The organism is Pseudomonas atacamensis (assembly GCF_017167965.1).
GTDB lineage: Bacteria > Pseudomonadota > Gammaproteobacteria > Pseudomonadales > Pseudomonadaceae > Aquipseudomonas > Aquipseudomonas atacamensis.
The window spans coordinates 5,141,171-5,165,211 of sequence record NZ_CP070503.1 but is presented as its reverse complement, the minus strand read 5'-3'; the positions used below and the strand labels follow the sequence as shown (position 1 = coordinate 5,165,211).

The following is a 24,041-nucleotide window of genomic DNA, read 5'->3' as shown; positions in this document are numbered from 1 at the left end:
CTGGTCGATTTCCTGCGCTGAGTGCGAGGTGTATGGCGTATAGGGGAAACCCTGAGGCCTATAGCATCGCCGGCCTCTTTTGCCAGATAATCCGCCTTGTATTTGACGTCATGGCTTTGACGAACGACTCCGCTGGGGCAGTGTCGAAAGCGACGAACCGAATCACCGTTCCAGGAGGCTTGGATGCGCAACGACGGGAAAGTGGTGCCTTTGCACCGGGCGACTGCCGATTTGGCGGACCACTCGCCGCTTGCCCGCTTGCCGGTGATTCTGCTGCAGGTTCGCGACAAGGCTGCGCAGCAGCTGCGCCACGATTTGCAGGAGCTGTTCGATAACGCCGACGACACGCTGTTCGAAATGGCCGACCGGGCGCGTAACGACGTCGATCAGAACATCTTTTTCGAAGCCATGCGCGACCTGCGCCTCAAGCGCAAGAATATCGAGCGCGGCTTTCTGGAACTGTTCTTTGAAGCCTTCGCCGGCCTTACCCAATACGATCCCGCCGCCAACACCCTGCCACGCACGCCGGTGCTCGAAGAGTCGGCGCCGCGCACCGATGCCATGGAGCGTACCGTCGCCGTGCAGACCATGGTCAGTCGCGTGCTCAAGCGCGACGGCTTCGCTCTCGATCAACTGACCGCACGCTTCAGCTCGATGCTCGGCAAGCGTCTGGACGATCAGCACAACCCGCTGAGTCCGGCGATGCTCTGCGAATATTTCCTGCAGGCCGGGCGTAACCTCGGCGTCGAGATCAAGGTCAAGCTGATCCTGCTCAAGCTGTTCGAACGCTATGTGCTGGCTGACACCGAGCAGCTGTATGGCGAGGCCAATCAGCTGTTGCTCGCCACCGGCGTGTTGCCACATCTGAAGCCCGCCGTGGCTCGTCGCATGGTCGAGCCTGCGGACAGCGACACATTGATTGAAGATCTCGACGAGCCGCCAGCGGACGAAGGCATCGAGCAAGTGTTCGCCGCGATGCAGCAATTGCTCGCCCAGGTGCGCGGCCGCGTCACACCGACCCTGGAGCCCGGCGCCCCGGCGCATCCGATCAACACCCGCGACCTGCTGCGGTTGTTATCGCACTTGCAGCAATACGTACCGGCGCTTGAGGCCCAGGAGGATTTCGATCTGCGCCATCAGCTCGAACAATTGCTGACCCGGGTCAGCGTCAGAAGTGGCCGCTCCCGCGTCGTCGCGACTGCTGACGAAGATGTGATCAACCTGATCGCCATGGTCTTCGACTGCATCCTCGACGATCGCAACGTGCCTGACGCGCTCAAGGCGCTGATCGGCCGATTGCAGATTCCGATGCTCAAGGTCGCCGTGCTGGACAAGAGTTTCTTCAGCCGCAGCACGCACCCGGCGCGGCGCCTGCTCAACGAAATCGCCGAGGCCGCAATGGGCTGGAGCGATTGCGACGGCGCTGAGCGCGACAGCCTCTACGTGCGCATCGAGCAAGTGGTGCAGCGTTTGCTGAGCGAGTTTGTCGACGACCCGGCGATCTTCTCCGAACTGCTCGCCGACTTCCTCGCCTTCACTCAGGAAGAACGCCGTCGCACTGAACTGCTGGAACAACGCTTGCGGGACGCCGAGGAAGGCCGGGCGAAGGCCGAGCTGGCTCAGCGGCGTGTCGCGCAGGCGTTGCAACAGGCGCTACTGGGCAAAGTGCTGCCGGCGACGGTGGTGAGTTTCGTCCAGCAGGCCTGGAGCAAAGTGCTGTTGCTAACCTGCCTCAAGCACGGCGATCAGTCCGCCGAATGGCACGCCGACGTGCAGACCATGGAACAGTTGGTCTGGAGCGTGCAGCGCCATGACGACGGCGAATCCAGCCTGCGCCTGCTGGCACTGGTCCCGGGTTTGCTCAAGTCACTGCGCGATGGCCTGAGCAGCACCGCGTTCGACCCGTTTGCCACCAGCGAATTTTTCAGTGAGCTGGAGGCTCTGCACGTACGCGTGCTGGAGCGTTCCGACGATGCCGATCACAGCGCCATGCCGCTGATCGAAGTCACGCCCGAGGTCTTGCAGCACAGCGCCGACCAGGCAGCAGCCACCCCGGCGCCGCGCCTGGCGCAAGACGCTGCCGGTCTGTCTCAGGTCGAGCAGTTGCGTGTGGGCCACTGGGTGGTGTTCGACGCAGACGACGAACAGAGCTTGCGTTGCAAACTCGCCGCGATCATCGAAGAGACCGGCAAATATGTCTTCGTCGACCGCACCGGGACGAAGGTGCTGGAGCACAGCCGCACCGACCTCGCCTTGGCTTTCAGCCGTGGCGCCGCGCGTGCGCTGGATGACACCTTGCTGTTCGACCGCGCACTGGAATCGGTGCTGGGCGACCTGCGGCGACTCAATCGCGGCAAGTGATCGCGCGGCGGGGGCGGATCGCGGCATACTGGGCGCCCACATGGTCGGCGTTGAAGGAATCGGTATGCAGTTGGATCCCGCGAGCGGGTGGTGTCATGGCGTGCAGATCTGCCCGTCGCCCAACTTCAATGAGCGCCCGGCGGGCGAAGTGTCCCTGTTGGTCATCCACAACATCAGCCTGCCGCCGGCGCAATTCGCCACGGGCAAGGTGCAGGAATTTTTCCAGAATCGTCTGGATGTCACCGAACACCCGTACTTTGCAGGCATCGCTGACCTGCGCGTCTCGGCGCATTTTCTGATCGAACGTGACGGCAAGGTCACCCAGTTTGTCTCTTGTCTTGCGCGGGCGTGGCATGCAGGCGTTTCAGTGTTCGAGGGTCGTGAAACCTGTAACGATTTTTCCGTCGGCATCGAGCTGGAAGGCACCGATGATCTGCCGTTCACCGACGAGCAATATCGCGCGTTGACTGCGCTGACCCGGCAGTTGCAGAAACGTTTTCCGGCGATCACCGCTCAGCGTATCTGTGGCCACAGCGATATCGCTCCGGGGCGCAAGACCGATCCGGGACCAGCATTCGACTGGGCACGCTACCGCGCAGCCCTGGCAAAAGAGGAAGGACAATGAGTTTTCTGGTGTTACTGCTGGCGGTGTGGATCGAGAAGTTTTCGGCCCTGCGCCATCGGCTTCAACGCGACGGCGGATGGATCCGCGAACTGCACAAACTCGAAAACAGCAAACGGCTGGCCAGGCAACCGTGGCTGGTGCTGACGATTCTGGTGCTGTGCCCGGTGGCGTTGCTGGCGCTGTTGCTGCTGGTGCTGGAACCGGTGGCGTACGGTCTGCTGGCGCTGCCGGTGCATTTGCTGGTGGTGATTTACAGCCTCGGGCGTGGCGACCTGCTCGGCGGCCTCGGACCGTTCCGCGACGCCTGGCGCCGTGAGGATCTGCAAGCGGCGGCCCACGTGGCCAAGCGCGACCTGGACATCTGCGCCGACAGCGGCGAGCAATTGCTTGAACAAGTGCAGGGGCATCTGCTGTGGCAGGCCTATCAGAGTTTTTTTGCGGTGATCTTCTGGTACTTCCTCCTCGGTCCGGTGGCGGCATTGGCCTATCGCTTGCTGGCGCTGGCCGAAGAGCACGGCAGCAATCCGGCGCTGGTCGAGCGTGCTGCGCAGTTGCGTCATGCCTTCGATTGGGTGCCGGTGCGTTTGCTGGCGGCGAGTCTGGCCTTGGTCGGCAACTTCGTCGCGGTCAGCCGGGTGATGCTGCATGAGCTGCTGAACTGGAACATCAGCGCTGCGCAGTTGATCAACAAGGTCGGCCTGGCAGCCGGGGAAGTTCCACCGCCAGTGGTCGGCCCGGACGGCATCAACACCCTCGATTGCCTGTGGGAACTGCTGCTGCGCGCGGCGGTGCTGTGGTATGCCGGGTTTGCCTTGTGGACGGTTCTGGTTCACTGATAAGCCAGCGTGAAACTCATTGTGGCGAGGGGATTTATCCCCGATGGGCTGCGTCGCAGCCCTGAAAACCCTGTTCCACCATGCATCAGTAACCATAAGTTACAAAACCTCCCGCCGATTTACGCTATACAGAGATAGCGCCCGATAGTGGCTATCTGCTGTCGTCCCGCGCCTGCCAATAAAAACAAGAAAAACCAAGGGAGACTTCCAGTGAAGAGCTTGCTCTATCCCGCCGTCTCGCTGATGAACCGTCTGAGCTTCGGCATGAAGTTCAGCCTGATCAGCGTGCTGTTCCTAGTGCCGATGCTGGTGACCAATTTCTATCTGGTACGCGACTCCTATCGCGAATTTCAGGGCACTCGCGTCGAACTGCGAAGCCTCGACCTGTTGGGCAGCAGCCTGACCCTGCGCCGGGATCTGGAAACCCTGAACAATCTGGTGCAGATTGACGTCACCCTCGGCCAGTCCGGCAAGGCCGGCAATGTCGAAGCGCAGATCCAGACGCTGGAGCAGGCTGTGCTCGCGCGCCTCGAAGGGCTGACGGCGATGACCGAAGATCCCGAGCAGATCAAGCAGTTCGAGGCCAAGCGCGATGAAATGATCGCCGCGTTCAAGGCCCAGCAGGCGGAGAGCTCGCTGCAAAGCAAAAGCGCGTTGATCGGCAAGTTGCTGGCCAGTGCGCAGATTTTCAGCCAGATCATCACCAGTCAGGCCGGGTTGAGCCGCGACAACCAGAGCGACATTCGTCAGCTCAGCGAACTGGTCACGCTGATTACCCCCAGTGTCACGCAAACCCTCGGCGAAGGCCGGGCGATGGGTTCGTATTCGTTGGGCCAGGGCTTTCTCAACAGTTCCTCGAGCACGCGTTTTGACGAGTTGTTGGTGCAGCTCGAAAAACTCCAGGCCGAGTACGCCCTGAAACTGCAAGACGCCCTCGGCTCCAGCAACGCCGCACGCGAATCCCTTAGCGCGCAGGCTGACACCAGCAAGGCTTCGCTCAAGCAGGCCAGCGAGCTGTTCGAAGAACAAGTGGTGATGGCCGACACCCTCGATGCGCCGTGGCAGGCATTCTACGATCAGGTCACCGGGCTGATGGAGCACACCTACCAGCTCAATCAGGCCACGCTGAAATTCCTCGACAACCAGTTGCAGCAGCGACTGGCGCAGAACCGCACGCACATGATTCTGCAAGCCTCGGCGCTTTCGGTGGTGTTCGTGCTGATTTTCTATCTTTATGGCGGTTTCTACGCCTCGACCCGGACCACCCTGAAAAGCCTGGGCGCGATGATGGACAAGGTCGCGGCCGGTGACATGACCGTCAACTTCAAGGCCAGCAGCCGCGATGAGCTGGGCGAGTTGGGCGAGGTGTTCAACGGTACGGTGAAGAAGATTCACGACTTGATCGAACGCGTGGGCCACACCGTTGGCGAAGTCGAGCGACAGGCCGGGCAGGTGGAGAGCGTGTCGGCGCAGAGCAATCAGGCCGTGGCCGGGCAGCGCTCGCAAATCGAACAAGTGGCGACGGCGATGAACCAGATGTCGGCGACCTCAATGGAAGTCGCGCGCAGTGCTGCTGCGGCGGTGAGCAGCGCCCACAGCGTCAATGACGAAACCCTCAGCGGGCGCGGGCTGGTGGAATCGCAACAGGGCAGCATTGCCGCGCTGGCCAGCGAAATCGATCAGTCGGTGCTGGTGATCAATCAACTGGCCAGCGACAGCCAGTCGATCAGCCGTGTGCTTGAGGTGATCAAGAGCATCGCCGAACAGACCAACCTGCTGGCGCTCAACGCCGCTATCGAAGCGGCGCGAGCCGGCGAGCAGGGGCGCGGCTTTGCCGTGGTCGCAGATGAAGTGCGCACGTTGGCCAAGCGCACCCAACAATCGACCGAAGAAATCGAGCAGATGATCGCCAAGCTGCACGGTGGCGTCGGCGCGGCGGTGAAGGCCATGGGCGTCAGCCATCAGATGGCCAACGGCACGGTGGGCCAGTCGGAGAAGGTCCAGCAGGCGCTGGAGAACATTCTTGGCGCGGTGGGCATGATCGTCGACCAGAACCAGCAAATCGCCGCTGCCGTCGAACAGCAGACCGCCGTGGCCCATGACATCGACCAGAACATCGTCGAAATCAACCGCGCCGGCGAACGCACAGCACAAGGCGCACACCAGACCGAAGATGCCAGCCGTGCGCTGTCGGCGCAGGTGGTTGAGCTCAAACAACTGATCAGCGCGTTTCGTGTCTGAAAGGCTGGAACCGGATCAAAAATGTGGGAGCGAGCCTGCTCGCGAAGGCGGTGGGTCAGACATTGACGATGTCACTGCCAGATTGCTTTCGCGAGCAGGCTCGCTCCCACAGGGGATGGCGGTGTTACCAGCCGAAGACTTCGCAGCAGTTGGCGGTGCTGGCGTTGGCCAGTTGTTCAGGCGTGATATTCATCAGCTCGGCCAGCGCCGCACAAATCGCCGGCAGATGCGCCGGGCTGTTGCGCTGGCCGGGGAACATGGCGGGGGCCATGTCCGGTGAGTCGGTTTCCAGTACCACTGATTGCAGCGGCAGTTCCGGCAGCACCCGATGCATGCGCAGCGCCTGCGGCCAGGTCGGTGCGCCGCCAAGACCCAGTTTGAAACCGAGCTTGAGGTATTCCCGCGCTTCTTCGCGGCTGCCGGCGAAGGCGTGGATGATGCCGGCGCGTTTGAGTTTGAAGCGCTTGAGCGTGGCGATCACCGCTGCGTGGCTGCGGCGTACGTGGATCAGCGCCGGCAACCCGAAGTCCGCCGCCAGTTGCAGCTGCGCTTCGAACAACGCCTGTTGCTGTTCGCGATCGAGGTTTTCGATGAAGTAATCCAGGCCGATCTCGCCCACCGCACACAACTGCCGATGTCCGCGCAAGCGCGTCAGCCAGTCCCCCAGCGCATGCAAATCTTCGGGGCGATGCTGATCGAGAAACACCGGGTGCAATCCGAACGCCGCGTACAGGTCGGCATCGCTCTGCACCAGATCCCACACCCGTTGCCAGTTGCCCTGATGCACGCCCAGCACGACGATGCGCCGCACGCCGAGAGCGCGGCTTTCGGCCAGCAACTCGGCGCGATCGGCGTCGAAGTCTGGGAAGTCGAGGTGGGTGTGGCTGTCGATCAGCTCCACGCTTCAGTCCCGATGAATACGCTGCTTGAAGGTCCGCGCGATGGCTTGCACGCCCGGTTGGTAGTCATCCTGCTCGACGGCGGCCAGGGCCAGTTCCAGGGCCTTGTCGGCGATCAACTGGTGTTGCTGGGACATGGCGTTGACCGGCAGCGGCAGGAAATCCAGCAACTGCGTGTCGCCGAAGGTGCCGAGGCGCAGCGGCCGCGATTTCAGCGGGAAATCATGCAGCGCATCGAACACGCCTTGCAGCAGCACGTAGGAGGTGGTCACCAGCGCGTCAGGCAAATGCCCCAGCCGCTGCAGGAGTTCTTCCATCAATTGCTTGCCGCACTCGCGGCTGAACGACTCGGCGTGCTCGACCAGCACCTCGCCTTTGAAATCGTTGAGCGCTGCGCGGAAACCGGCGGCACGTTCCTGGCTGATGCTCAGCTCCGGGCGTGCGCCGAGCAGCACGATCTGCTTTGGCTGCGGATCGAGCAGACTTTGAGTCAGATGCAGGCTGGCCTCGCGGTCGTCGCTGATCACCGAGCAGAAATGCTCCGGCTCCATGACCCGGTCGATGGCGATGATCGGCAGACCCTTGGCCTGCAACTGGCGATAGCTGTCATCACCGGCCGGCAGGCAACTGGCGACGATCAGCGCATCGCAGCGACGCGCGCGGAACAGTTGCAGCAACTGGCGCTCGCTGTCCGGCGCATCGTCGGAGCTGGCGATCAGCAATTGATAACCGCGCGCCCGTGCGCCTTGTTCGAGCAACTTGGCGATCCGCGCGTAACTGGGGTTTTCCAGATCCGGCAGGATAAAGCCCAGGGTGCGCGTGTGCCGACTGCGCAGGCCGGCCGCTTGCGGATTGGGCGTAAAGCCATGCAGATCGACCACCGCGCGCACGCGCTCGACGGTCGCGTTGCTGATGCGTTGCTGTTCGGCCTTGCCGTTGATGACGTAGCTGGCGGTGGTGACGGAGACGCCGGCCAACCGCGCGATATCACTGAGTTTCAACCCGGTATTTCCTTGTTTTTTCGAGCATGCCGCGACATTTTCGCCAATCCTACCCGATAAGGGCAGTCGACTTATTGCCTGGGCAGATCCGACCAGTTGGACTTCAAGGATGAGACATTATCGAGTAACGTGCCGATCAATCTAGATTAAACGTTTCAGCAAGCGTATTTTCTACGTTTTAGACGCCTTTGGACGGTCCTGCCGTGAAACCGCCAAAACTGCCGCTGAAAAGCGCGGCAGAGCGCCTAAGCTGTGAACCATTCAAAACAATACCTGGCGTTGAACTGCGCCAAAAAGGAGATCGCATGCTCGAGCTCACTATAGAGCAGATATCCATGGGCCAGTCGGCCGTGGATAAACCCGCTGCCCTGCAATTGCTGGCCAGTCATCTGGTCGCCGACGGTCTGGTTGCCGACGGCTACCTCGCCGGCCTGCAGGCTCGGGAAGCCCAGGGCTCGACCTTTCTCGGTCAAGGCATCGCCATTCCCCACGGCACCCCGGAAACCCGCGATCAGGTATTCGCCACCGGCGTGCGCCTGATGCAGTTTCCCGACGGCGTCGACTGGGGCGATGGCCAGATCGTTTATCTGGCGATCGGCATCGCGGCGAAATCCGACGAACACCTGCGCCTGCTGCAACTGCTGACCCGCGCCCTCGGCGAGACCGATCTGGGCCAGGCCTTGCGTCGCGCCAGCTCCCCCGAAGCGCTGCTTAAACTGTTGCAAGGCGCGCCGCAGGAACTGGCGCTGGATGCGCAGATGATCGGCCTCGGCGTGTCGGCCGACGATTTCGAAGAACTGGTCTGGCGCGGCGCACGTCTGCTGCGTCAGGCCGATTGTGTGAGCAACGGCTTTGCCGGCGTGTTGCAGCAAGTCGAAGCGCTGCCACTGGGCGACGGCCTGTGGTGGTTGCACAGTGAGCAGACCGTGAAGCGTCCGGGGCTGGCGTTCGTCACCCCGGACAAACCGATGCGCTACCTCGGCCAGCCGCTCAGCGGTCTGTTTTGCCTCGCCAGTCTGGGCGAAGCGCATCAGGCGTTGCTCGAGCGTTTGTGCGCGTTGCTGATCGAAGGTCGCGGCCACGAACTGGGCCGCGCCACCAGCAGCCGCAAAGTTCTCGAAGTGCTCGGCGGTGAACTGCCGGCCGACTGGCCGAGTGCACGTATTGCCCTGGCCAATGCCCATGGTTTGCACGCACGACCAGCGAAGATTCTTGCGCAACTGGCGAAGAGTTTTGATGGCGAAATCCGCGTGCGCATCGTCGACAGCCAGGACAGCGCCGTGTCGGTGAAGAGCCTGAGCAAACTGCTCAGTCTCGGCGCCCGCCGCGGTCAGGTGCTGGAGCTGATCGCCGAGCCGAGCATCGCCGCCGATGCCTTGCCGGCCCTGCTCGGGGCGATTGAAGAAGGCCTCGGTGAGGAAGTCGAGCCGCTGCCGGCCGTGAGTCAGCAGCGCGAAGTGATCGCCGACATCGCCGAAGTATTGATCGCGCCGGCCTCCGGCAGCCTGTTGCAGGCGATTCCTGCCGCACCGGGCATCGCCATCGGCCCTGCGCACATTCAGGTGCTGCAAGCCATCGATTACCCGTTGCGCGGCGAATCTGCCGCGATCGAGCGCGAGCGCCTCAAGCAAGCGCTGAGCGACGTGCGCCGCGACATCCAAGGCTTGATCGAACGCAGCAAGGCCAAGGCGATTCGCGAGATTTTCATCACTCACCAGGAAATGCTCGACGACCCGGATCTGACCGACGAAGTCGACACCCGCCTCAAGCAAGGTGAAAGCGCCGAAGCGGCGTGGATGGCGGTGATCGAAGCCGCCGCCAAACAGCAGGAATCGCTGCAGGACGCTTTGCTCGCCGAGCGTGCCGCCGATCTGCGTGACATCGGTCGCCGGGTGCTGGCGCAGCTGTGTGGCGTGCAAACCGCGAACGAACCTGAGCAACCGTACATTCTGGTGATGGACGAAGTCGGCCCGTCCGATGTCGCGCGCCTGGATCCTGCGCGAGTGGCAGGGATTCTCACCGCGCGCGGCGGTGCTACCGCGCACAGCGCCATCGTCGCCCGCGCGCTCGGTATTCCAGCACTGGTCGGCGCGGGTGCAGCGGTGCTGTTGCTCGAGCCGGGCACGCCGCTATTGCTCGACGGTCAGCGTGGCCGTCTGCATGTCGACGCCGATGCCGCGACCCTCAAGCGTGCCGCTGAAGAGCGCGACACCCGCGAGCAACGCCTGAAGATCGCCGCCGAACAACGCCATCAACCGGCACACACCACCGACGGCCACGCCGTCGAAGTGTTCGCCAACATCGGCGAAAGCGCAGGCGTGACCAGCGCGGTGGAGCAGGGCGCCGAAGGCATTGGTCTGCTGCGCACCGAACTGATTTTCATGGCCCACCCACAGGCACCGGATGAGGCGACCCAGGAAGCCGAATACCGTCGCGTGCTCGATGGTCTGGCCGGGCGGCCGCTGGTGGTGCGCACGCTCGACGTCGGCGGCGACAAACCGTTGCCGTATTGGCCGATCGCCAAGGAAGAAAACCCGTTCCTCGGCGTGCGCGGCATTCGCCTGACTCTGCAGCGGCCGCAGATCATGGAAGCGCAACTGCGCGCCTTGCTGCGCTCGGCTGACAACCGTCCGCTGCGGATCATGTTCCCGATGGTCGGCAGCGTCGAAGAGTGGCGCCAGGCCCGTGACATGACCGAGCGTCTGCGCTTGGAAATTCCAGTCGCCGATCTTCAGCTGGGGATCATGATCGAGGTGCCGTCCGCCGCATTGCTCGCGCCGGTACTGGCCAAGGAAGTCGACTTCTTCAGCGTTGGCACCAACGACCTGACCCAATACACCCTGGCCATCGACCGTGGTCACCCGACCCTGTCTGCACAAGCGGACGGCTTGCACCCGGCGGTCCTGCAACTGATCGACATCACCGTGCGCGCCGCCCATGCACATGGCAAATGGGTGGGTGTCTGCGGCGAGCTGGCGGCTGATCCGCTGGCGGTGCCGGTGCTGGTCGGCCTCGGTGTCGACGAACTCAGCGTGTCCGGGCGCAGCATTGCCGAAGTCAAGGCGCGCATCCGTGAACTCAGCCTGACCCAGGCGCAAACCCTCGCTCAACAGGCCCTGGCCGTGGGCAGCGCGAATGAAGTGCGCGCATTAGTGGAGGCCCTGTAATGGCCAAGATTCTCACCCTGACCCTCAACCCGGCACTCGACCTCACCGTCGAGCTGTCACGGCTGGATGCCGGTCAGGTCAATCGCAGCGAGGAGATGCACACCCACGCTGCGGGCAAAGGCGTCAACGTCGCCCAGGTGCTGGCGGATCTCGGCCATCAGGTCACCGTCAGCGGTTTTCTCGGCGAAGACAATCAGCAAGCGTTCGAGACCCTGTTCGCCAAGCGTGGTTTTGTCGACGCGTTCATCCGCGTGCCGGGCGAGACGCGCAGCAACATCAAAGTCGCCGAACAGGACGGGCGCATCACCGACATCAACGGGCCTGGCCCGGTGGTTGATGCAACGGCGCAGCAAGCCTTGCTTGATCGCTTGCAGCAGATCGCACCGGGGCACGATGCAGTGGTGGTCGCCGGCAGTCTGCCGCGCGGCGTCACGGCGCAGTGGTTGCGCGAGCTGATTGAACGGTTGAACGCGCTCGGCTTGAAAGTCGCCCTCGATTCCAGTGGTGAAGCCTTGCGCGTCGCGTTGCAGGCCAGCCCCTGGCTGATCAAGCCGAACACCGAAGAATTGGCCCACGCACTTGGCTGCGAAGTGGTCTCGCCGATCGCCGAAGCACAAGCCGCCGCACGTTTGCACGGCCAAGGCATCGAGCACGTGGTGATTTCCCACGGCGCTGACGGGGTCAACTGGTTCAGTGTCGGCTCGGCCCTGCATGCCTCGCCGCCGAAGGTCAGCGTGGCCAGCACGGTTGGTGCCGGCGATTCATTGCTGGCCGGCATGCTCCACGGTCTGCTCAGCGCCGACACCCCCGAGCAAACCCTGCGCACCGCCACCGCGATTGCGGCAATGGCGGTGACCCAGATCGGTTTTGGCATCAACGACGCTGCGCAACTGGCGCAGCTCGAACAGGGCGTGCGCGTGCGCCCCCTGACAGAACAATAAGAGGGTTTGTGATGAAGTTAGCCATTGTTACGGCTTGCCCGAACGGCATGGTTACCAGTGTGCTGTGCGCGCGTCTGCTCGATGCAGCGGCGCAGCGTCAGGGCTGGAGCACCAGCGTTGAAGTGGTCGATCCGGCACACCCGGAACGCGAATTGTCGGCGGCGACCATCGAAGCCGCCGAGTGGGTCTTGCTGGTCACCACTGGCGCGGTGGACATGAGCCGGTTTGTCGGCAAGCGCGTGTTCCAGATCGCTCCGGCGCAGGCCTTGCAGGATGTCGAAGCGGTGCTGCGTCGCGGTGCCGAAGAGGCCGAAGTCTACGTCGCCAGCGCAGTCGAACCGGCGATTGACGCGCCACGTGCGCCACGCATCGTCGCCATCACGGCCTGCCCGACCGGCGTCGCCCACACCTTCATGGCCGCCGAAGCGTTGCAGCAGACTGCCAAGCGCCTGGGCTATGAATTGCAGGTCGAAACCCAAGGCTCGGTGGGCGCGAAAACCCCGCTCAGCGCAACGGCTATCGCCGAGGCTGACGTGGTGCTGCTGGCGGCGGATATCGACGTCGCCACCGAGCGTTTCGCCGGCAAAAAGATCTATCGCTGCGGCACGGGCGTAGCCCTGAAGCAATCCGAAGCGACCCTGAAAAAAGCGCTGGCCGAAGGCGCAGTGGAAAGTGCGGCAAGCGACGGCAAGGCCCCGGCCAAGTCGGAAAAAACTGGCGTCTACAAGCACCTGCTCACGGGTGTGTCGTACATGCTGCCAATGGTGGTGGCGGGTGGTTTGCTGATCGCGTTGTCCTTCGTGTTCGGCATCACCGCGTACAAGGAAGAAGGCACGCTGGCGGCGGCACTGATGCAGATCGGCGGCGACACCGCGTTCAAGCTGATGGTGCCGCTGCTCGCCGGTTACATCGCCTACTCGATCGCCGACCGCCCGGGTCTGGCGCCGGGGATGATCGGCGGCTTGCTCGCAGGCACTCTGGGCGCCGGATTCATCGGCGGGATCATTGCCGGTTTCATCGCCGGTTATGCCGCCAAAGCCATCGCCCGCTATGTGAAATTGCCGCAGAGCCTGGAAGCGCTGAAGCCGATTCTGATCATCCCGTTACTGGCCAGTCTGGTCACCGGTCTGGTGATGATTTACGTGGTCGGCAAACCGGTCGCCGGCATGCTCGCCGCGCTTACGCAGTTCCTCGACAGCATGGGCACCACCAACGCGATTCTGCTCGGCGTGTTGCTCGGCGGCATGATGTGCGTCGACCTCGGTGGGCCGATCAACAAGGCTGCCTATGCGTTTTCGGTGGGGCTGCTTGCCTCGCAGAGTTACGCACCGATGGCCGCGACCATGGCCGCCGGCATGGTGCCGCCGATTGGCTTGGGCATCGCCACCTTCATTGCCCGGCGCAAGTTCGCCCAGACCGAGCGCGAGGCCGGCAAAGCGGCCTTCGTGCTCGGTTTGTGCTTCATCTCCGAAGGGGCTATTCCGTTCGCTGCGAAAGATCCGCTGCGGGTGATCCCGGCGAGCATCGCTGGCGGCGCGCTGACCGGCGCCTTGTCGATGTACTTCGGCTGCAAACTGATGGCGCCGCACGGTGGCTTGTTCGTGCTGGCGATCCCCAATGCGATCAACCATGCGCTGCTGTATCTGCTGGCGATCGTCGCGGGGAGCCTGGTCACGGCGGTCGTGTATGCGCTGCTCAAACGGCCTGAGGCTGTCGAGTTAGCGCTGGAACCGGCCAAGGCTTAGCTGACGTCGCAAAACCTGTGGGAGCGAGCTTGCTCGCGAAAGCGGTGTGTCAGCGAAAAAAATTTCGACTGATAGGTACCCTTCGCGAGCAAGCTCGCTCCCACATGGTTAAGGGTGTCATGGCGAGTTCATATAGGCATGCTTAAGTTTTCCCTTTTGCAGGGAGAACACCATGAGCGATTTCAATCTCGGTCGGCGTCGCGTCATGCAAGCGGTCGGCGCCGGGCTGTTGCTGCCGGGGCTGGCGCCGGCGGTGATTGCCTCGGTCAAGGATCGTCCGCAGCTCACCGACGGCGTGCAGTCCGGCGACCTGCTCGGCGACCGCGCGATGATCTGGAGTCGCAGCGATCGCCCGGCGCGCATGGTGGTCGAGTGGGACACCGGCAGCCTGTTCGGCAACCCGCGCAAATTCGTCTCGCCACTGGCCGATGCGCGCAGCGATTTCACCGCCCGCGTTGAGCTCACCGGCCTGCCGGCCAATCAGGCGATCTTTTATCGCGTGCACTTCGAAGATGCGCAGAGCGGCGTCGCCAGCGAACCATGGTTCGGCCATCTGCGCAGCGTGCCGACGGCCAGGCGCGACATCCGTTTTGTCTGGAGCGGTGACACCGTCGGCCAGGGCTTCGGGATCAACCCGGACATCGGCGGCATGCGCATCTACGAAGCCATGCGCCTGCGCCTGCCGGACTTCTTTATCCACAGCGGCGACACCATCTACGCCGACGGCCCGGTGCCCGCGCAACTGACCACCGAAAGCGGGCGCATCTGGCGCAATATCACCACCGAAGCCAAGAGCAAAGTCGCGCAGACCCTCGACGATTATCGCGGCAACTATCGCTACAACCTGATGGACGAAAACATCCGCCGCTTCAACGCCGAAGTGCCGCAGATCTGGCAGTGGGACGATCACGAAGTGGTCAACAACTGGTCGCCGGGCAAGCAGCTGGATGAGCGTTATCAGGAGAAAGATATCCACAAGCTGGTCGGCCGCGCGCGGCAGGCGTGGCTGGAATATGCGCCGATGCGTTTGCAAGCGGCGGACGGCGGCGGGCGGATTTATCGCAAGCTCAGCTACGGACCGATGCTCGACGTGTTCGTGCTGGATATGCGCAGCTATCGCGAAGTCAACGACGACAACTTGGGCGCGGCAAAACCGTTTCTCGGCCGTGAGCAACTGGACTGGCTCAAGCGTGAATTGCAGGCGTCGACGGCGCAGTGGAAAGTCATCGCCGCCGACATGCCCATCGGCCTTGGCGTCCCGGACGGCGAGGTCAGCCTGGGCGTTGCGCGTTGGGAAGCCGTGGCCAACGGCGACCCCGGCGCGGCGCAGGGGCGTGAACTGGAAATTGCCGAATTGCTCGGATTTTTACGTGCGCAGCAGGTGCGTAATTTCGTGTTTCTGACGGCGGACGTGCACTACTGCGCGGCGCATCACTATCATCCGGACCGCGCGGCGTTTCAGGATTTCGAACCGTTCTGGGAATTTGTCGCCGGGCCGCTGAATGCCGGCAGTTTCGGGCCGAATCCACTGGACAAGACGTTCGGGCCTGAGGTGGTGTTCGAGAAAGCACCGCCCGCACAGAACACCTCACCGTTTGCCGGGTTTCAGTTTTTTGGTGAGGTGAATATTGAAGCGCAGAGCGGGGAGATGAGCGTGGTGTTGCGGGATCTGGATGGCATCGCTGTTTTCGAACAAACACTCCAACCGGTCTGAGCAACGCGTCCCCTGTGGGAGCGAGCCTGCTCGCGAAAGCGGACTTACAGCCAACACCAATGTTGACTGTTAAATCGCCTTCGCGAGCAGGCTCGCACCACAAGGGGATGGTGTTGGGTCAGTAAACATCCCGGCGATAGCGGCCCTGTTCGATCAGGCGTTCGACTTCGGTGCTGCCGAGGATATCGTTGAGGGCCTGGTCGACGCCTGAGGCCATACCTTGAAGGCTGCCGCAGATATAGATGACGGCACCATCTGCCAACCACTTCTTCAATTCATCCGCCGACTCACGCAAGCGATCCTGCACATAAATCTTCTCAGCCTGATCGCGGGAAAACGCCAGATCCAGCCGCGCTAGATCACCATTGGCCAGCCACTCTTCCAGCTCGGCGCGGCAGAGGAAGTCGTGCTCGCGGTTGCGTTCGCCGAACAGCAGCCACTGCCGTTGCTGGCCGTCGGCAATGCGTGCCTTGAGCAGGCTGCGCAGGCCGGCCAGGCCGGTGCCGTTGCCCAGCAGGATCATCGGCACGGGTTCGTTCGGCAGATGGAAACCGCTGTTGCGCCGCACGCGCAGGCTGATGCTGCCGCCCACAGGCGCATGCTCGGTGAGCCAGCCGGAGCCGATGCCGAGGCTGCCGTCGTTGTGCTGTTCCTGGCGCACGATCAGTTCCAGCACGCCGTCAGCGGCAATCGAGGCGATCGAGTATTCGCGCATCGCCAGCGGCACCATCGCGTCGACCAGCGACTGCGCATGCAAACCGACCAGATGCGCGCGGTGTTCGGGCAATTGCCGTGAGGCGAGGGCCACTTCCAGTGGTTCGTCGATGCCGTTGACCTTCACCGGGGTTTCGCCACGAATGCCGAGGCCGTCGAGGAAATGTTCGATGGCCCACGGGCAATTGCGTGGCAGCACTTCGACCAGGTCACCGGCGAGCCAACTGCGGGTGTCCGGGGCTTTGAGGCCGAGCAGGTAGACCGGCGCGCCGCTGCTGTCGGGGTTCATCAGTTCGCGACGGACCAGCGTCCAGTTGTCGTAGCTCGGTGCTTGCCAGGTTTCGCTCGGCGCCTGTCCGGTGAGCTGGCCGAGTTGGGTTTGCCAGTGACGCAGCGCGTAAGGATCGCCGCTGTCGACTTCCACCGGGGCGAACAACGTCTTGCCGCCGTGTTCGCCGAGCCATTGATGCAAGCGCTTGGCGAAGCCGCAGAAGTGCGCGTACTGCCGATCGCCGAGGCCGAGCACGGCGTAGTTGAGGCTGTCGAGTGTCGAAGCCTTGGCCAGCACTTTGCGTTCGAAACCACGGGCGCTGTCCGGCGCTTCGCCGTCGCCGAAGGTGCTGACCACGAACAAGGCGTTGTTCGACTCACGCAGATCCTGTTCGCTCAGATTGGCCAGCGGCTGCACGTTGACCGGCAATCCGGCGGCCTGCAATTGTCCGGCGGTCTGCCACGCCAGTTGTTCGGCGAAACCGCTCTGGCTGGCGAAACCGATCAGCCATGCCGAAGCATCGGCGGACGGTTGTGCGAGACCTTGGCGGGCATCCTTGATCTGCTTTTTCTTGCGTCGACGGTCCAGATACAGCAGCCAGCCAGTGATGAAAAACAGCGGCATGCACACCGCCGCAATCGTCACGATGATGCGCCCGACGAGGCCGAAGTAGCTGCCCACGTGCAGCGCATAAATGCTGGTCAGCAGTTGGGCCTTGAAGCTTTTGTCGGCATAGCGGTCGACGCGTTTGACCACTCCGGTGGCCGGATCGAGGGTGATCTGGTTCAGCGCGCGGTCATGGGGCGAGCTGTCGAGCAGGTAGAACACCGTCGCCGGCTGGCCGGCCACCGCCGGCATGCGAATGTTGTACGCGGCCAGACCCGGGCCGGCAGCGCTGTAGATGCTGCTCCACATCGCCGCGTAGTCGGCGGTCGGTGCCGGGCCTTCCGGCGCCGGGCCGCGACCGCCGCGTACGCGTTCGTTTTGCGGCGCGTCGGAAAGCAGTCGGGTTAGGCCTTTGTTGTACCACTCGTACGACCATGACAAGCCGGTCAACGCCAGCAGCAGATAGACTAAAAGGCACCAGGTGCCGGCCACCGAGTGCAGATCCCAATTGAACGCGCGGCCCTTCTTTTTCCAGTCCAGGGTCAACCACACGCGCCAGCTGTTCCATTGGCGCGGCCAACGCAAATACAGGCCAGAGAGACAGAAGAACAACAGCATCAAGGTGCAGGCGCCGGTGATGTTGCGCCCGGTATCGCCCATGGCGAGGAAGCGGTGCAGTTGCAGCATCAGGCCGAAGAAATCTTGACCGGTGGCGTCGCCCTTGAACTCGGCGGTGTACGGATCGAAGTAGCGCATTTCGCCACGCCGTTCGCCCTTGGGCGGAGTGAAGAATACCCGTGCGGCGTGACCGCTGTCGGTCTCGACCCAGAGCATCGCGACTTTCTTGCCGGAGGCGGCTTCGATGCGCTCCACCAGTTCCACTGGCGGCAGCACGCCGGCGACCTGCTTTTCCACCTGCAGAACGGACGGATTCAGCGCGCGCAGGATCTCGTCCTGAAACGAATAGGCCGCGCCGGTGATGCCCATCAGAGCCAGCACCAGCCCTGCGGTGATGCCAAAAAACCAGTGCAACTGGAACAGGGTTTTCTTCAACACGTCACTCGCCGTCCGTTCGAAAATTGTCATCACGGCGCGCATTATGCCGTGGGTTATCAAGAAGCGTTTTGCGTAACACACAAAAGCCCCGTTCAACTGAATGAACGGGGCCGAGCCTCGCGGCACATTCCCTGTAGGAGCGAGCCTGCTCGCGAAAGCGGTGTGTCAGTCAGCATCAATGTTGCTGAAAGATTGCCTTCGCGAGCAGGCTCGCTCCCACGGATTTTCACATCGATCAGAAGTGAAAATTGGTGCTCAACAGCGCCGTGCGGCCCGCCGCCTGGTTGGCGAAGTGGGTCGAGAAGGCTTTGTCGTAATAGGTTTCGTCGGTCAGGTTCTGCACGTTGAGTTGCAGGTCGACGTTCTTGGTCAGCTTGTAGGCCGCCATCGCGTCGTAACGCACGTACGAATCGACCATCGTCGTGTTGGCGACACTGCCGTAGACGTCGTCGACGTAGAACGCGCCACCACCGATCGTCAGCTTCGGCGTGACCTGATACGTGGTCCACAGGCTGGCGCTGTTTTTCGGTGTGTTCGGCAGATCGTTGCCGTCGTTGGCACGACCCAGCGGGCCACCGTCAACCTGTTCGCTGTCCATGAAGGCGTAACCGGCGAACACCTGCCACTTGTCGGTGATCTTGCCGCTGGCCGACAGTTCAAAGCCTTGTACGCGGGTCTTGCCGGCGTTCTCGTACGAACTGGTATCGACTTGCACGCGAGCGTTTTCCTTCTCGGTGCGGAAGATGTCGGCGGTCAGCGACAGGCGATCATTGAGCAGATCCCACTTGGTGCCGATCTCGTAGTTCTTGGTGGTTTCCGGCTCCATGTCGCTGCTCAGCAGGTTGCCGCTGCGATCCGGGGTGCCGCCCAGCGGGTTGCCTTCCTGACCTTCGCCCAAAGTGTTGCCCGGCGGCGTCGCCGAGGTCGCATAAGAGGCGTAGATGCTGCCGTTTTCCGCCGGCTTGTAGACCACGCCGAACTGGCCGGTGACGAATTCGCTGGTGTCATCACCCTTGGAGGTGGTGCGGCCTGCGGCGTTGTAGGTTTTGTAGTCGGTGTCGAAGTGGTCGTAGCGCAGGCCCATGTTCACCAGCCATTGCTCGGACAACTCCAGCGTGTCGAACACGTACAGCGCGTAGGTGTCGGCCTGGGTGTCGGTGCCGGCGTAGTTGCGCGAGATTGCGCCGTTCCACGGATCGTTCGGATTCGGGTTCGACAGCGAGGTGCAGTTGTAACCGCTGGCGGCGCCGATCAGGCCCGGGTTGCAGTTGGTGGTGACAGCGCTGGTGCGCGGCGTGGTGTCGGTGTTGACGTTGTACGAGGATTTCTCGCTCTGCTCACGGGTGTATTCGACACCGGTGGAGAAGCTGTTCTTGAAACCGGCCACGTAGAAGGTGCCGAACAGGTCGGTCTGGTTGGTGGTGGTTTCGGTGTTGCTCACCCGCGTGTTGGCCCGACGCCAGACGCTGCCGTTGTTGACGTTGCCCTTGCTGTCGTCCGGCTGGGTGAGGATGTAATCCTGCATGCTGCTGCCGTGGCGCAGGGTGTTCTTGATGGTCAGCGCATCGTTCAGATCGTGCTCGATGGCAAACGTCGCGGTGTCGGTGCGGCCCTTGCGAAAATCACGATCCAGACCGTAGAAATTGTCGTGATCGCCACCGGCGTACGGCTTGTCCGGGTTGGAGTTGGTGCGTGCGGCCGAACCACCGGTTGGGATGGTGTACGGGATGCCCGAGTCCGGGGTGTCGTTGCTTTCCAGATGGTAGTAGTCGAGGTTTACACGGGTATCGGTGCCCAGGCCGAAGGCCAGCGACGGCGCGATGCCCCAACGGTCGTAATCGACTTTGTCGCGACCGGCGACGTTGCTCTCGTGGCTCATCAGGTTGAGGCGGCCGGCAGCGCTGTCGCTGAACTGGTAGTTGCCGTCGAGGGTGTAGCGCTGGGTCTGGTCGGAGCCGTAGGTGAAGCCGCCGTCGAACGAGTTGCCCAGGTGCGCTTTCTTGCTCACCAGATTGATGCTGCCGCCGGCCGCGCCACGACCGCCAATCGCCGAGTTCGGGCCTTTGCTGACTTCGATGTTTTCCACGGCGAAGATCTCGCGGCTCTGCGAACCGGTGTCGCGCACGCCGTCCAGATACGTGTCGCCCTGGGCGTCGAAGCCGCGAATGAACGGACGATCGCCCTGCGGGTTGCCGCCTTCACCGGCGCCGAAGGTGATGCCCGGCACGGTGCGCAGCGCGTCCTGCATGTTCAGCGCGCCGGTGTCCTTGAGCACTTGTTGCGGGATGACGGTGACCGAGCGCGGCGTGTCGACCAGCGGCGCGGTGTACTTGGGCGAGGAGGCTTTTTCGACCTGGTAGGACGTCGAGTCCTGGGCTTCGCCGGTGATGGCGGTGGCGTCCAGGGCGATGGCGTTGCCGGACGCTTTGCTGTCGGTTTTTTCCGCCGCGAAGACCATCTGCCCAGCGGAGCCGGCGGTGATTGCGACACCGATTGCCGAGGCGAGCAGACGTGGTGAACTGACCGGTAATTGTGCGTGTTGACGTGCCATTTTTATTCCCCTCCCCAAGGATTTGAGGCGGCGGAATATAGGGTAAACAGGTATTCGTATCAATTGCGAAACATTGTTATTCGCATTGAATTTACATTCTTTACAATTTGCCCTTACGGTTTCTGCCCGTTCATTCGTCTTGCGGGTTTTACACGGTCAATAAGAATCAATACCATTGCCGCCTTCTTGCCATCAGGTGACATCGCCATGCTGCTGCACATTCCCGGGCTGTTCGCAAAAGACGAAGTGCAGCGCATCCGCCAGGCCCTGGAGCAAGCGGATTGGGCCGACGGCAAGATCACCGCCGGCTTCCAGTCGGCCAAGGCCAAGCACAATCTGCAACTGCCCGAAGGCCACCCGCTGGCGAAGGAAATCGGCGCGGCGATGCTTGAGCGGTTGTGGAAAAATCCGCTGTTCATGTCTGCCGCACTGCCACACAAAGTCTTCCCACCGCTAGTGAACTGCTACACGGCCGGCGGCAGTTTTGATTTCCACATCGACAACGCCGTGCGCCAGCCCAAGGGCAGCATCGAGCGGGTGCGCACCGATCTGTCGGCGACGCTGTTTTTCAGCGAGCCGGAGAATTACGACGGCGGCGAACTGGAGATTCAGGACACCTACGGCACTCAGCGCGTGAAGCTGCCAGCCGGCGACATGGTGTTGTATCCGGGCACCAGTTTGCACAAGGTCAATGCGGTCACACGTGGTGCGCGCTATGCGTCGTTTTTCTGGACGCAGAGCCTGGTGCGCGAAGACAGCCAGCGCGCCTTGCTGTTCGAAATGGACGGGGCGATTCAGCAGTTGACTCAGGACGTCCCCGATCACCCTTCGCTGATCCGCCTCACCGGCACTTATCACAACTTGCTGCGGCGTTGGGTCGAGGTATGAGTTTCCAGCTACGCCGAGAGGAAGTTCTCGATGCGGCCGGGTTGGCGGCAATGCTTGAAGAAAGCCCGGCCCGCGCTGCGCAAGCGATTTTGCTCGCGGCGGGCGAGGGTGAGGTTGAAGCGCAGGCGCTGCTTGGGCAGATCCTGCTGGACGGTCAGGGCATCGCGCAGGATCAACCGCTTGCATTGCGCTGGTTCGGCATCGCCGCCGGGCGCGGACATCTGATGGCGCGCAATATGCTCGGGCGTTGTCATGAGCATGGTTGGGGTTGTGCGGCGGATGCCTCGGTGGCGGCGCAGCATTATCGAATCGCTGCCGAGTCGGGGCTGGACTGGTCGATGTACAACCTGGCCAACTTGCTGGCGACCGGGCGCGGGGTGACGGTTGATCATCAGCAAGCGCTGGCGTTGTATCGGCGCGCGGCTGAGTTGGGCCATGCGAAATCGATGAATCTGCTGGGGCGTTATCTGGAGGAAGGGCAGGTGTGTCCGGCGGATCCGCTGGCGGCGCGCGAGTGGTATCGGCGTTCGGCCGAGGCAGGGGATTTTCGTGGGCAGTTCAGTTATGCGGCGGTGTTGGCGGCTGAGGGACGGGTTGATGAAGCGGTCGATTGGCTGGAGAAAGCCTTGGCCACCGGCAATCTGAATTTCCTGCGGGTGGCGAGTCAGACGCTGGCGAGCGCTACGGATCCCAGAATCCAAGCCATGGCCGATCAATATTCCCAACGCTACGCGCAATCCCTGTAGGAGCTGCCGCAGGCTGCGATCTTTTGCCTTTGATTTTTTAAAAGCCAGATCAAAAGATCGCAGCCTGCGGCAGCTCCTACATGGGATTTGCGGACACAAAAAAGCCCATGACACGTCATGGGCCTTTCACTTGCAGCTAGCAGCTCGAAACTTGCCGCTGCCTTTTAAACGTAAAACGACTTCAGCGGCGGGAAGCCATTGAACTCGACCGCGCTGTAACTGGTGGTATACGCACCGGTCGACAACCAGTACAGACGATCACCAATCGCCAGGTTCAGCGGCAAGCCGTACTTGTAGTTCTCGTACATGATGTCGGCGCTGTCGCAGGTCGGGCCGGCGATGACGACTTCTTCCATCTCGCCTTTCTTCTCGGTCCAGATCGGGAACTTGATCGCTTCGTCCATGGTTTCGATCAGGCCGGAGAACTTGCCCACATCGGTATACACCCAGCGCTCGACGGCAGTGCGCGACTTGCGTGCAACCAGTACAACTTCGCTGACCAGAATACCGGCGTTGGCAATCAGCGAACGGCCCGGCTCGAGGATGATTTCCGGCAGGTCATCACCGAAATCTTCCTTGAGGAAGCGGATGATTTCTTCGGCGTAGGTTTCCAGGCTGTTGGTGCGGGTGATGTAGTTGGCCGGGAAGCCGCCGCCCATGTTGATCAGCTTGAGTTGGATGCCGTCTTCTTCTTTCAGACGTTCGAAGATCACTTTGACCTTGGCGATCGCCGCGTCCCAGACACTGATATCGCGCTGTTGCGAACCGACGTGGAACGAGATGCCGTATGGCACCAGACCGAGGTCGCGAGCGAGGATCAGCAGGTCCATGGCCATGTCGGTCTGGCAGCCGAACTTGCGCGACAGTGGCCAGTCAGCGGTGGTCGAGCCTTCAGTGAGGATGCGCACATAGACTTTCGAACCCGGTGCAGCCTTGGCGATGTTGCGCAGGTCGGCTTCGGAGTCGGTGGAGAACAGACGCACGCCCTTCTCGTAGAAGTAGCGGATGTCCTTGGATTTCTTGATGGTGTTGCCGTAGCTGATACGGTCCGGGCTGACGCCGCGATCCATGACTTTGTCCAGCTCGTAGATCGAGGCGATATCGAAGCTCGAACCCTTGTCTTTGAGCAGGTCGATGATCTCGACGGCCGGGTTGGCCTTGACCGCGTAGTAGACCTTGGCGAATTCGAAACCGGCGCGCAGGTCATCGTAGGCCTGGGCGATCATGGCGGTGTCGATCACCACGAACGGGGTTTCCTGTTTGTCGGCGAACGCCTTCATTTTGTCGAATGTAGCGCGCGCGAAATAGTCTTCGACCTGGATCGACATGCTTGGTGCTCCTATGGGCAAACTCGTAAAAACAATGGGTGCATGAACGCCCTCCGTATCCCCACTTTGGTTCGCCTACTTCCCAAGGCATGTCGCCGAAAGCAAAAAGGCCCAGAGATGTGCAGCTATCCCTTGGCCTTGCTGTCTCGTCGTCAGTACTTGAGCCGGATGGATCGTTTCCAGCATGGACGTTCGGCGCGAACTTTAGGGCGTGAGGGGCGCGAGATCAACTAAAAATGTCGCGTTTTTGCACGCTTCTGACGTGCGTCGCGTTCATCACTCCTTCTACCCGACCGAGATGACGGGCAGATGTTCCCGGTGAATTTTCGAGTGTTAAACATATCTGCACGT

General features: G+C 62.2%; 15 protein-coding genes and 1 pseudogene. 11 read left to right on the top strand and 5 right to left on the bottom strand.

Annotation, left to right across the window (positions count from 1 at the left end; genetic code table 11):
- Positions 1-183 precede the first annotated feature (183 nt).
- From JWU58_RS23565 to JWU58_RS27615, 5 genes and pseudogenes are all read left to right on the top strand, one after another.
- A complete protein-coding gene (locus JWU58_RS23565; protein WP_206421065.1) occupies positions 184-2,361 on the top strand; it encodes a DUF1631 domain-containing protein in 2,178 nt (725 codons plus the stop codon).
- Between the two features lie 64 nt (positions 2,362-2,425).
- The gene (ampD, locus tag JWU58_RS23560) at positions 2,426-2,986 is read left to right on the top strand and encodes a 1,6-anhydro-N-acetylmuramyl-L-alanine amidase AmpD (protein WP_125927175.1); all 561 of its coding nucleotides are present in this window, start codon (positions 2,426-2,428) and stop codon (positions 2,984-2,986) included.
- Positions 2,983-3,822 carry a regulatory signaling modulator protein AmpE gene (ampE, locus tag JWU58_RS23555; RefSeq protein ID WP_076565795.1) on the top strand — a complete coding sequence of 280 codons (840 nt, stop codon included), beginning with the start codon at positions 2,983-2,985 and terminating at the stop codon, positions 3,820-3,822. Before ampD ends, ampE begins: the two co-directional genes overlap by 4 nt.
- A gap of 243 nt (positions 3,823-4,065) precedes the next feature.
- Positions 4,066-5,157: pseudogene (locus tag JWU58_RS27620) on the top strand (methyl-accepting chemotaxis protein); the annotation flags it as partial.
- Entirely contained in the window at positions 5,134-6,063 is a 930-nt protein-coding gene (locus JWU58_RS27615; protein WP_371915159.1) for a methyl-accepting chemotaxis protein, read from the top strand. The pseudogene JWU58_RS27620 and the gene JWU58_RS27615, both read left to right, overlap by 24 nt.
- Positions 6,064-6,187: 124 nt before the next feature.
- Here JWU58_RS27615 and JWU58_RS23545 read toward each other — a convergent pair whose 3' ends face one another.
- Together JWU58_RS23545 and cra are read right to left on the bottom strand one after the other, a co-directional pair.
- A complete protein-coding gene (locus tag JWU58_RS23545) occupies positions 6,188-6,964 on the bottom strand; it encodes a TatD family hydrolase (RefSeq protein WP_125917895.1) in 777 nt (258 codons plus the stop codon).
- 3 nt (positions 6,965-6,967) lie between these two features.
- Positions 6,968-7,963 carry a catabolite repressor/activator gene (gene cra, locus JWU58_RS23540; protein WP_024011578.1) on the bottom strand — a complete coding sequence of 332 codons (996 nt, stop codon included), beginning with the start codon at positions 7,961-7,963 and terminating at the stop codon, positions 6,968-6,970.
- A gap of 305 nt (positions 7,964-8,268) precedes the next feature.
- Between cra and ptsP the strand changes: the two genes are divergently transcribed.
- From ptsP to JWU58_RS23520, 4 genes are all read left to right on the top strand, one after another.
- Positions 8,269-11,130: a phosphoenolpyruvate--protein phosphotransferase gene (ptsP, locus tag JWU58_RS23535; protein ID WP_206421064.1), complete on the top strand. Its 2,862-nt coding sequence runs from the start codon at positions 8,269-8,271 to the stop codon at positions 11,128-11,130.
- Positions 11,130-12,071, top strand: a complete 942-nt coding sequence (pfkB, locus tag JWU58_RS23530) for a 1-phosphofructokinase (RefSeq protein ID WP_206421063.1) — start codon at positions 11,130-11,132, stop codon at positions 12,069-12,071. The genes ptsP and pfkB overlap by 1 nt, the downstream gene beginning before the upstream one ends.
- Positions 12,072-12,082: 11 nt before the next feature.
- Positions 12,083-13,816, top strand: a complete 1,734-nt coding sequence (locus JWU58_RS23525) for a PTS fructose-like transporter subunit IIB (protein ID WP_122747375.1) — start codon at positions 12,083-12,085, stop codon at positions 13,814-13,816.
- A 172-nt stretch (positions 13,817-13,988) separates the two neighbouring features.
- On the top strand, positions 13,989-15,530 hold the full coding sequence (locus tag JWU58_RS23520; protein ID WP_206421062.1) for an alkaline phosphatase D family protein: 1,542 nt from the start codon (positions 13,989-13,991) through the stop codon (positions 15,528-15,530).
- Positions 15,531-15,648: 118 nt separating this feature from the next.
- Here JWU58_RS23520 and JWU58_RS23515 read toward each other — a convergent pair whose 3' ends face one another.
- On the bottom strand, positions 15,649-18,177 hold the full coding sequence (locus JWU58_RS23515; protein WP_206422221.1) for a PepSY domain-containing protein: 2,529 nt from the start codon (positions 18,175-18,177) through the stop codon (positions 15,649-15,651).
- A gap of 235 nt (positions 18,178-18,412) precedes the next feature.
- Complete coding sequence (locus tag JWU58_RS23510; RefSeq protein ID WP_206421061.1) at positions 18,413-20,728, bottom strand: TonB-dependent receptor; 2,316 nt, start codon at positions 20,726-20,728, stop codon at positions 18,413-18,415.
- Between the two features lie 207 nt (positions 20,729-20,935).
- Between JWU58_RS23510 and JWU58_RS23505 the strand changes: the two genes are divergently transcribed.
- Both JWU58_RS23505 and JWU58_RS23500 read left to right on the top strand, forming a co-directional pair.
- Positions 20,936-21,616: a Fe2+-dependent dioxygenase gene (locus JWU58_RS23505; protein WP_206421060.1), complete on the top strand. Its 681-nt coding sequence runs from the start codon at positions 20,936-20,938 to the stop codon at positions 21,614-21,616.
- Entirely contained in the window at positions 21,613-22,362 is a 750-nt protein-coding gene (locus JWU58_RS23500; protein WP_206421059.1) for a tetratricopeptide repeat protein, read from the top strand. Before JWU58_RS23505 ends, JWU58_RS23500 begins: the two co-directional genes overlap by 4 nt.
- Before the next feature lie 164 nt (positions 22,363-22,526).
- On the opposite strand, the gene JWU58_RS23495 is transcribed toward JWU58_RS23500, so the two are convergent.
- A complete protein-coding gene (locus tag JWU58_RS23495) occupies positions 22,527-23,690 on the bottom strand; it encodes a type III PLP-dependent enzyme (protein ID WP_125917903.1) in 1,164 nt (387 codons plus the stop codon).
- Positions 23,691-24,041: the final 351 nt, after the last annotated feature.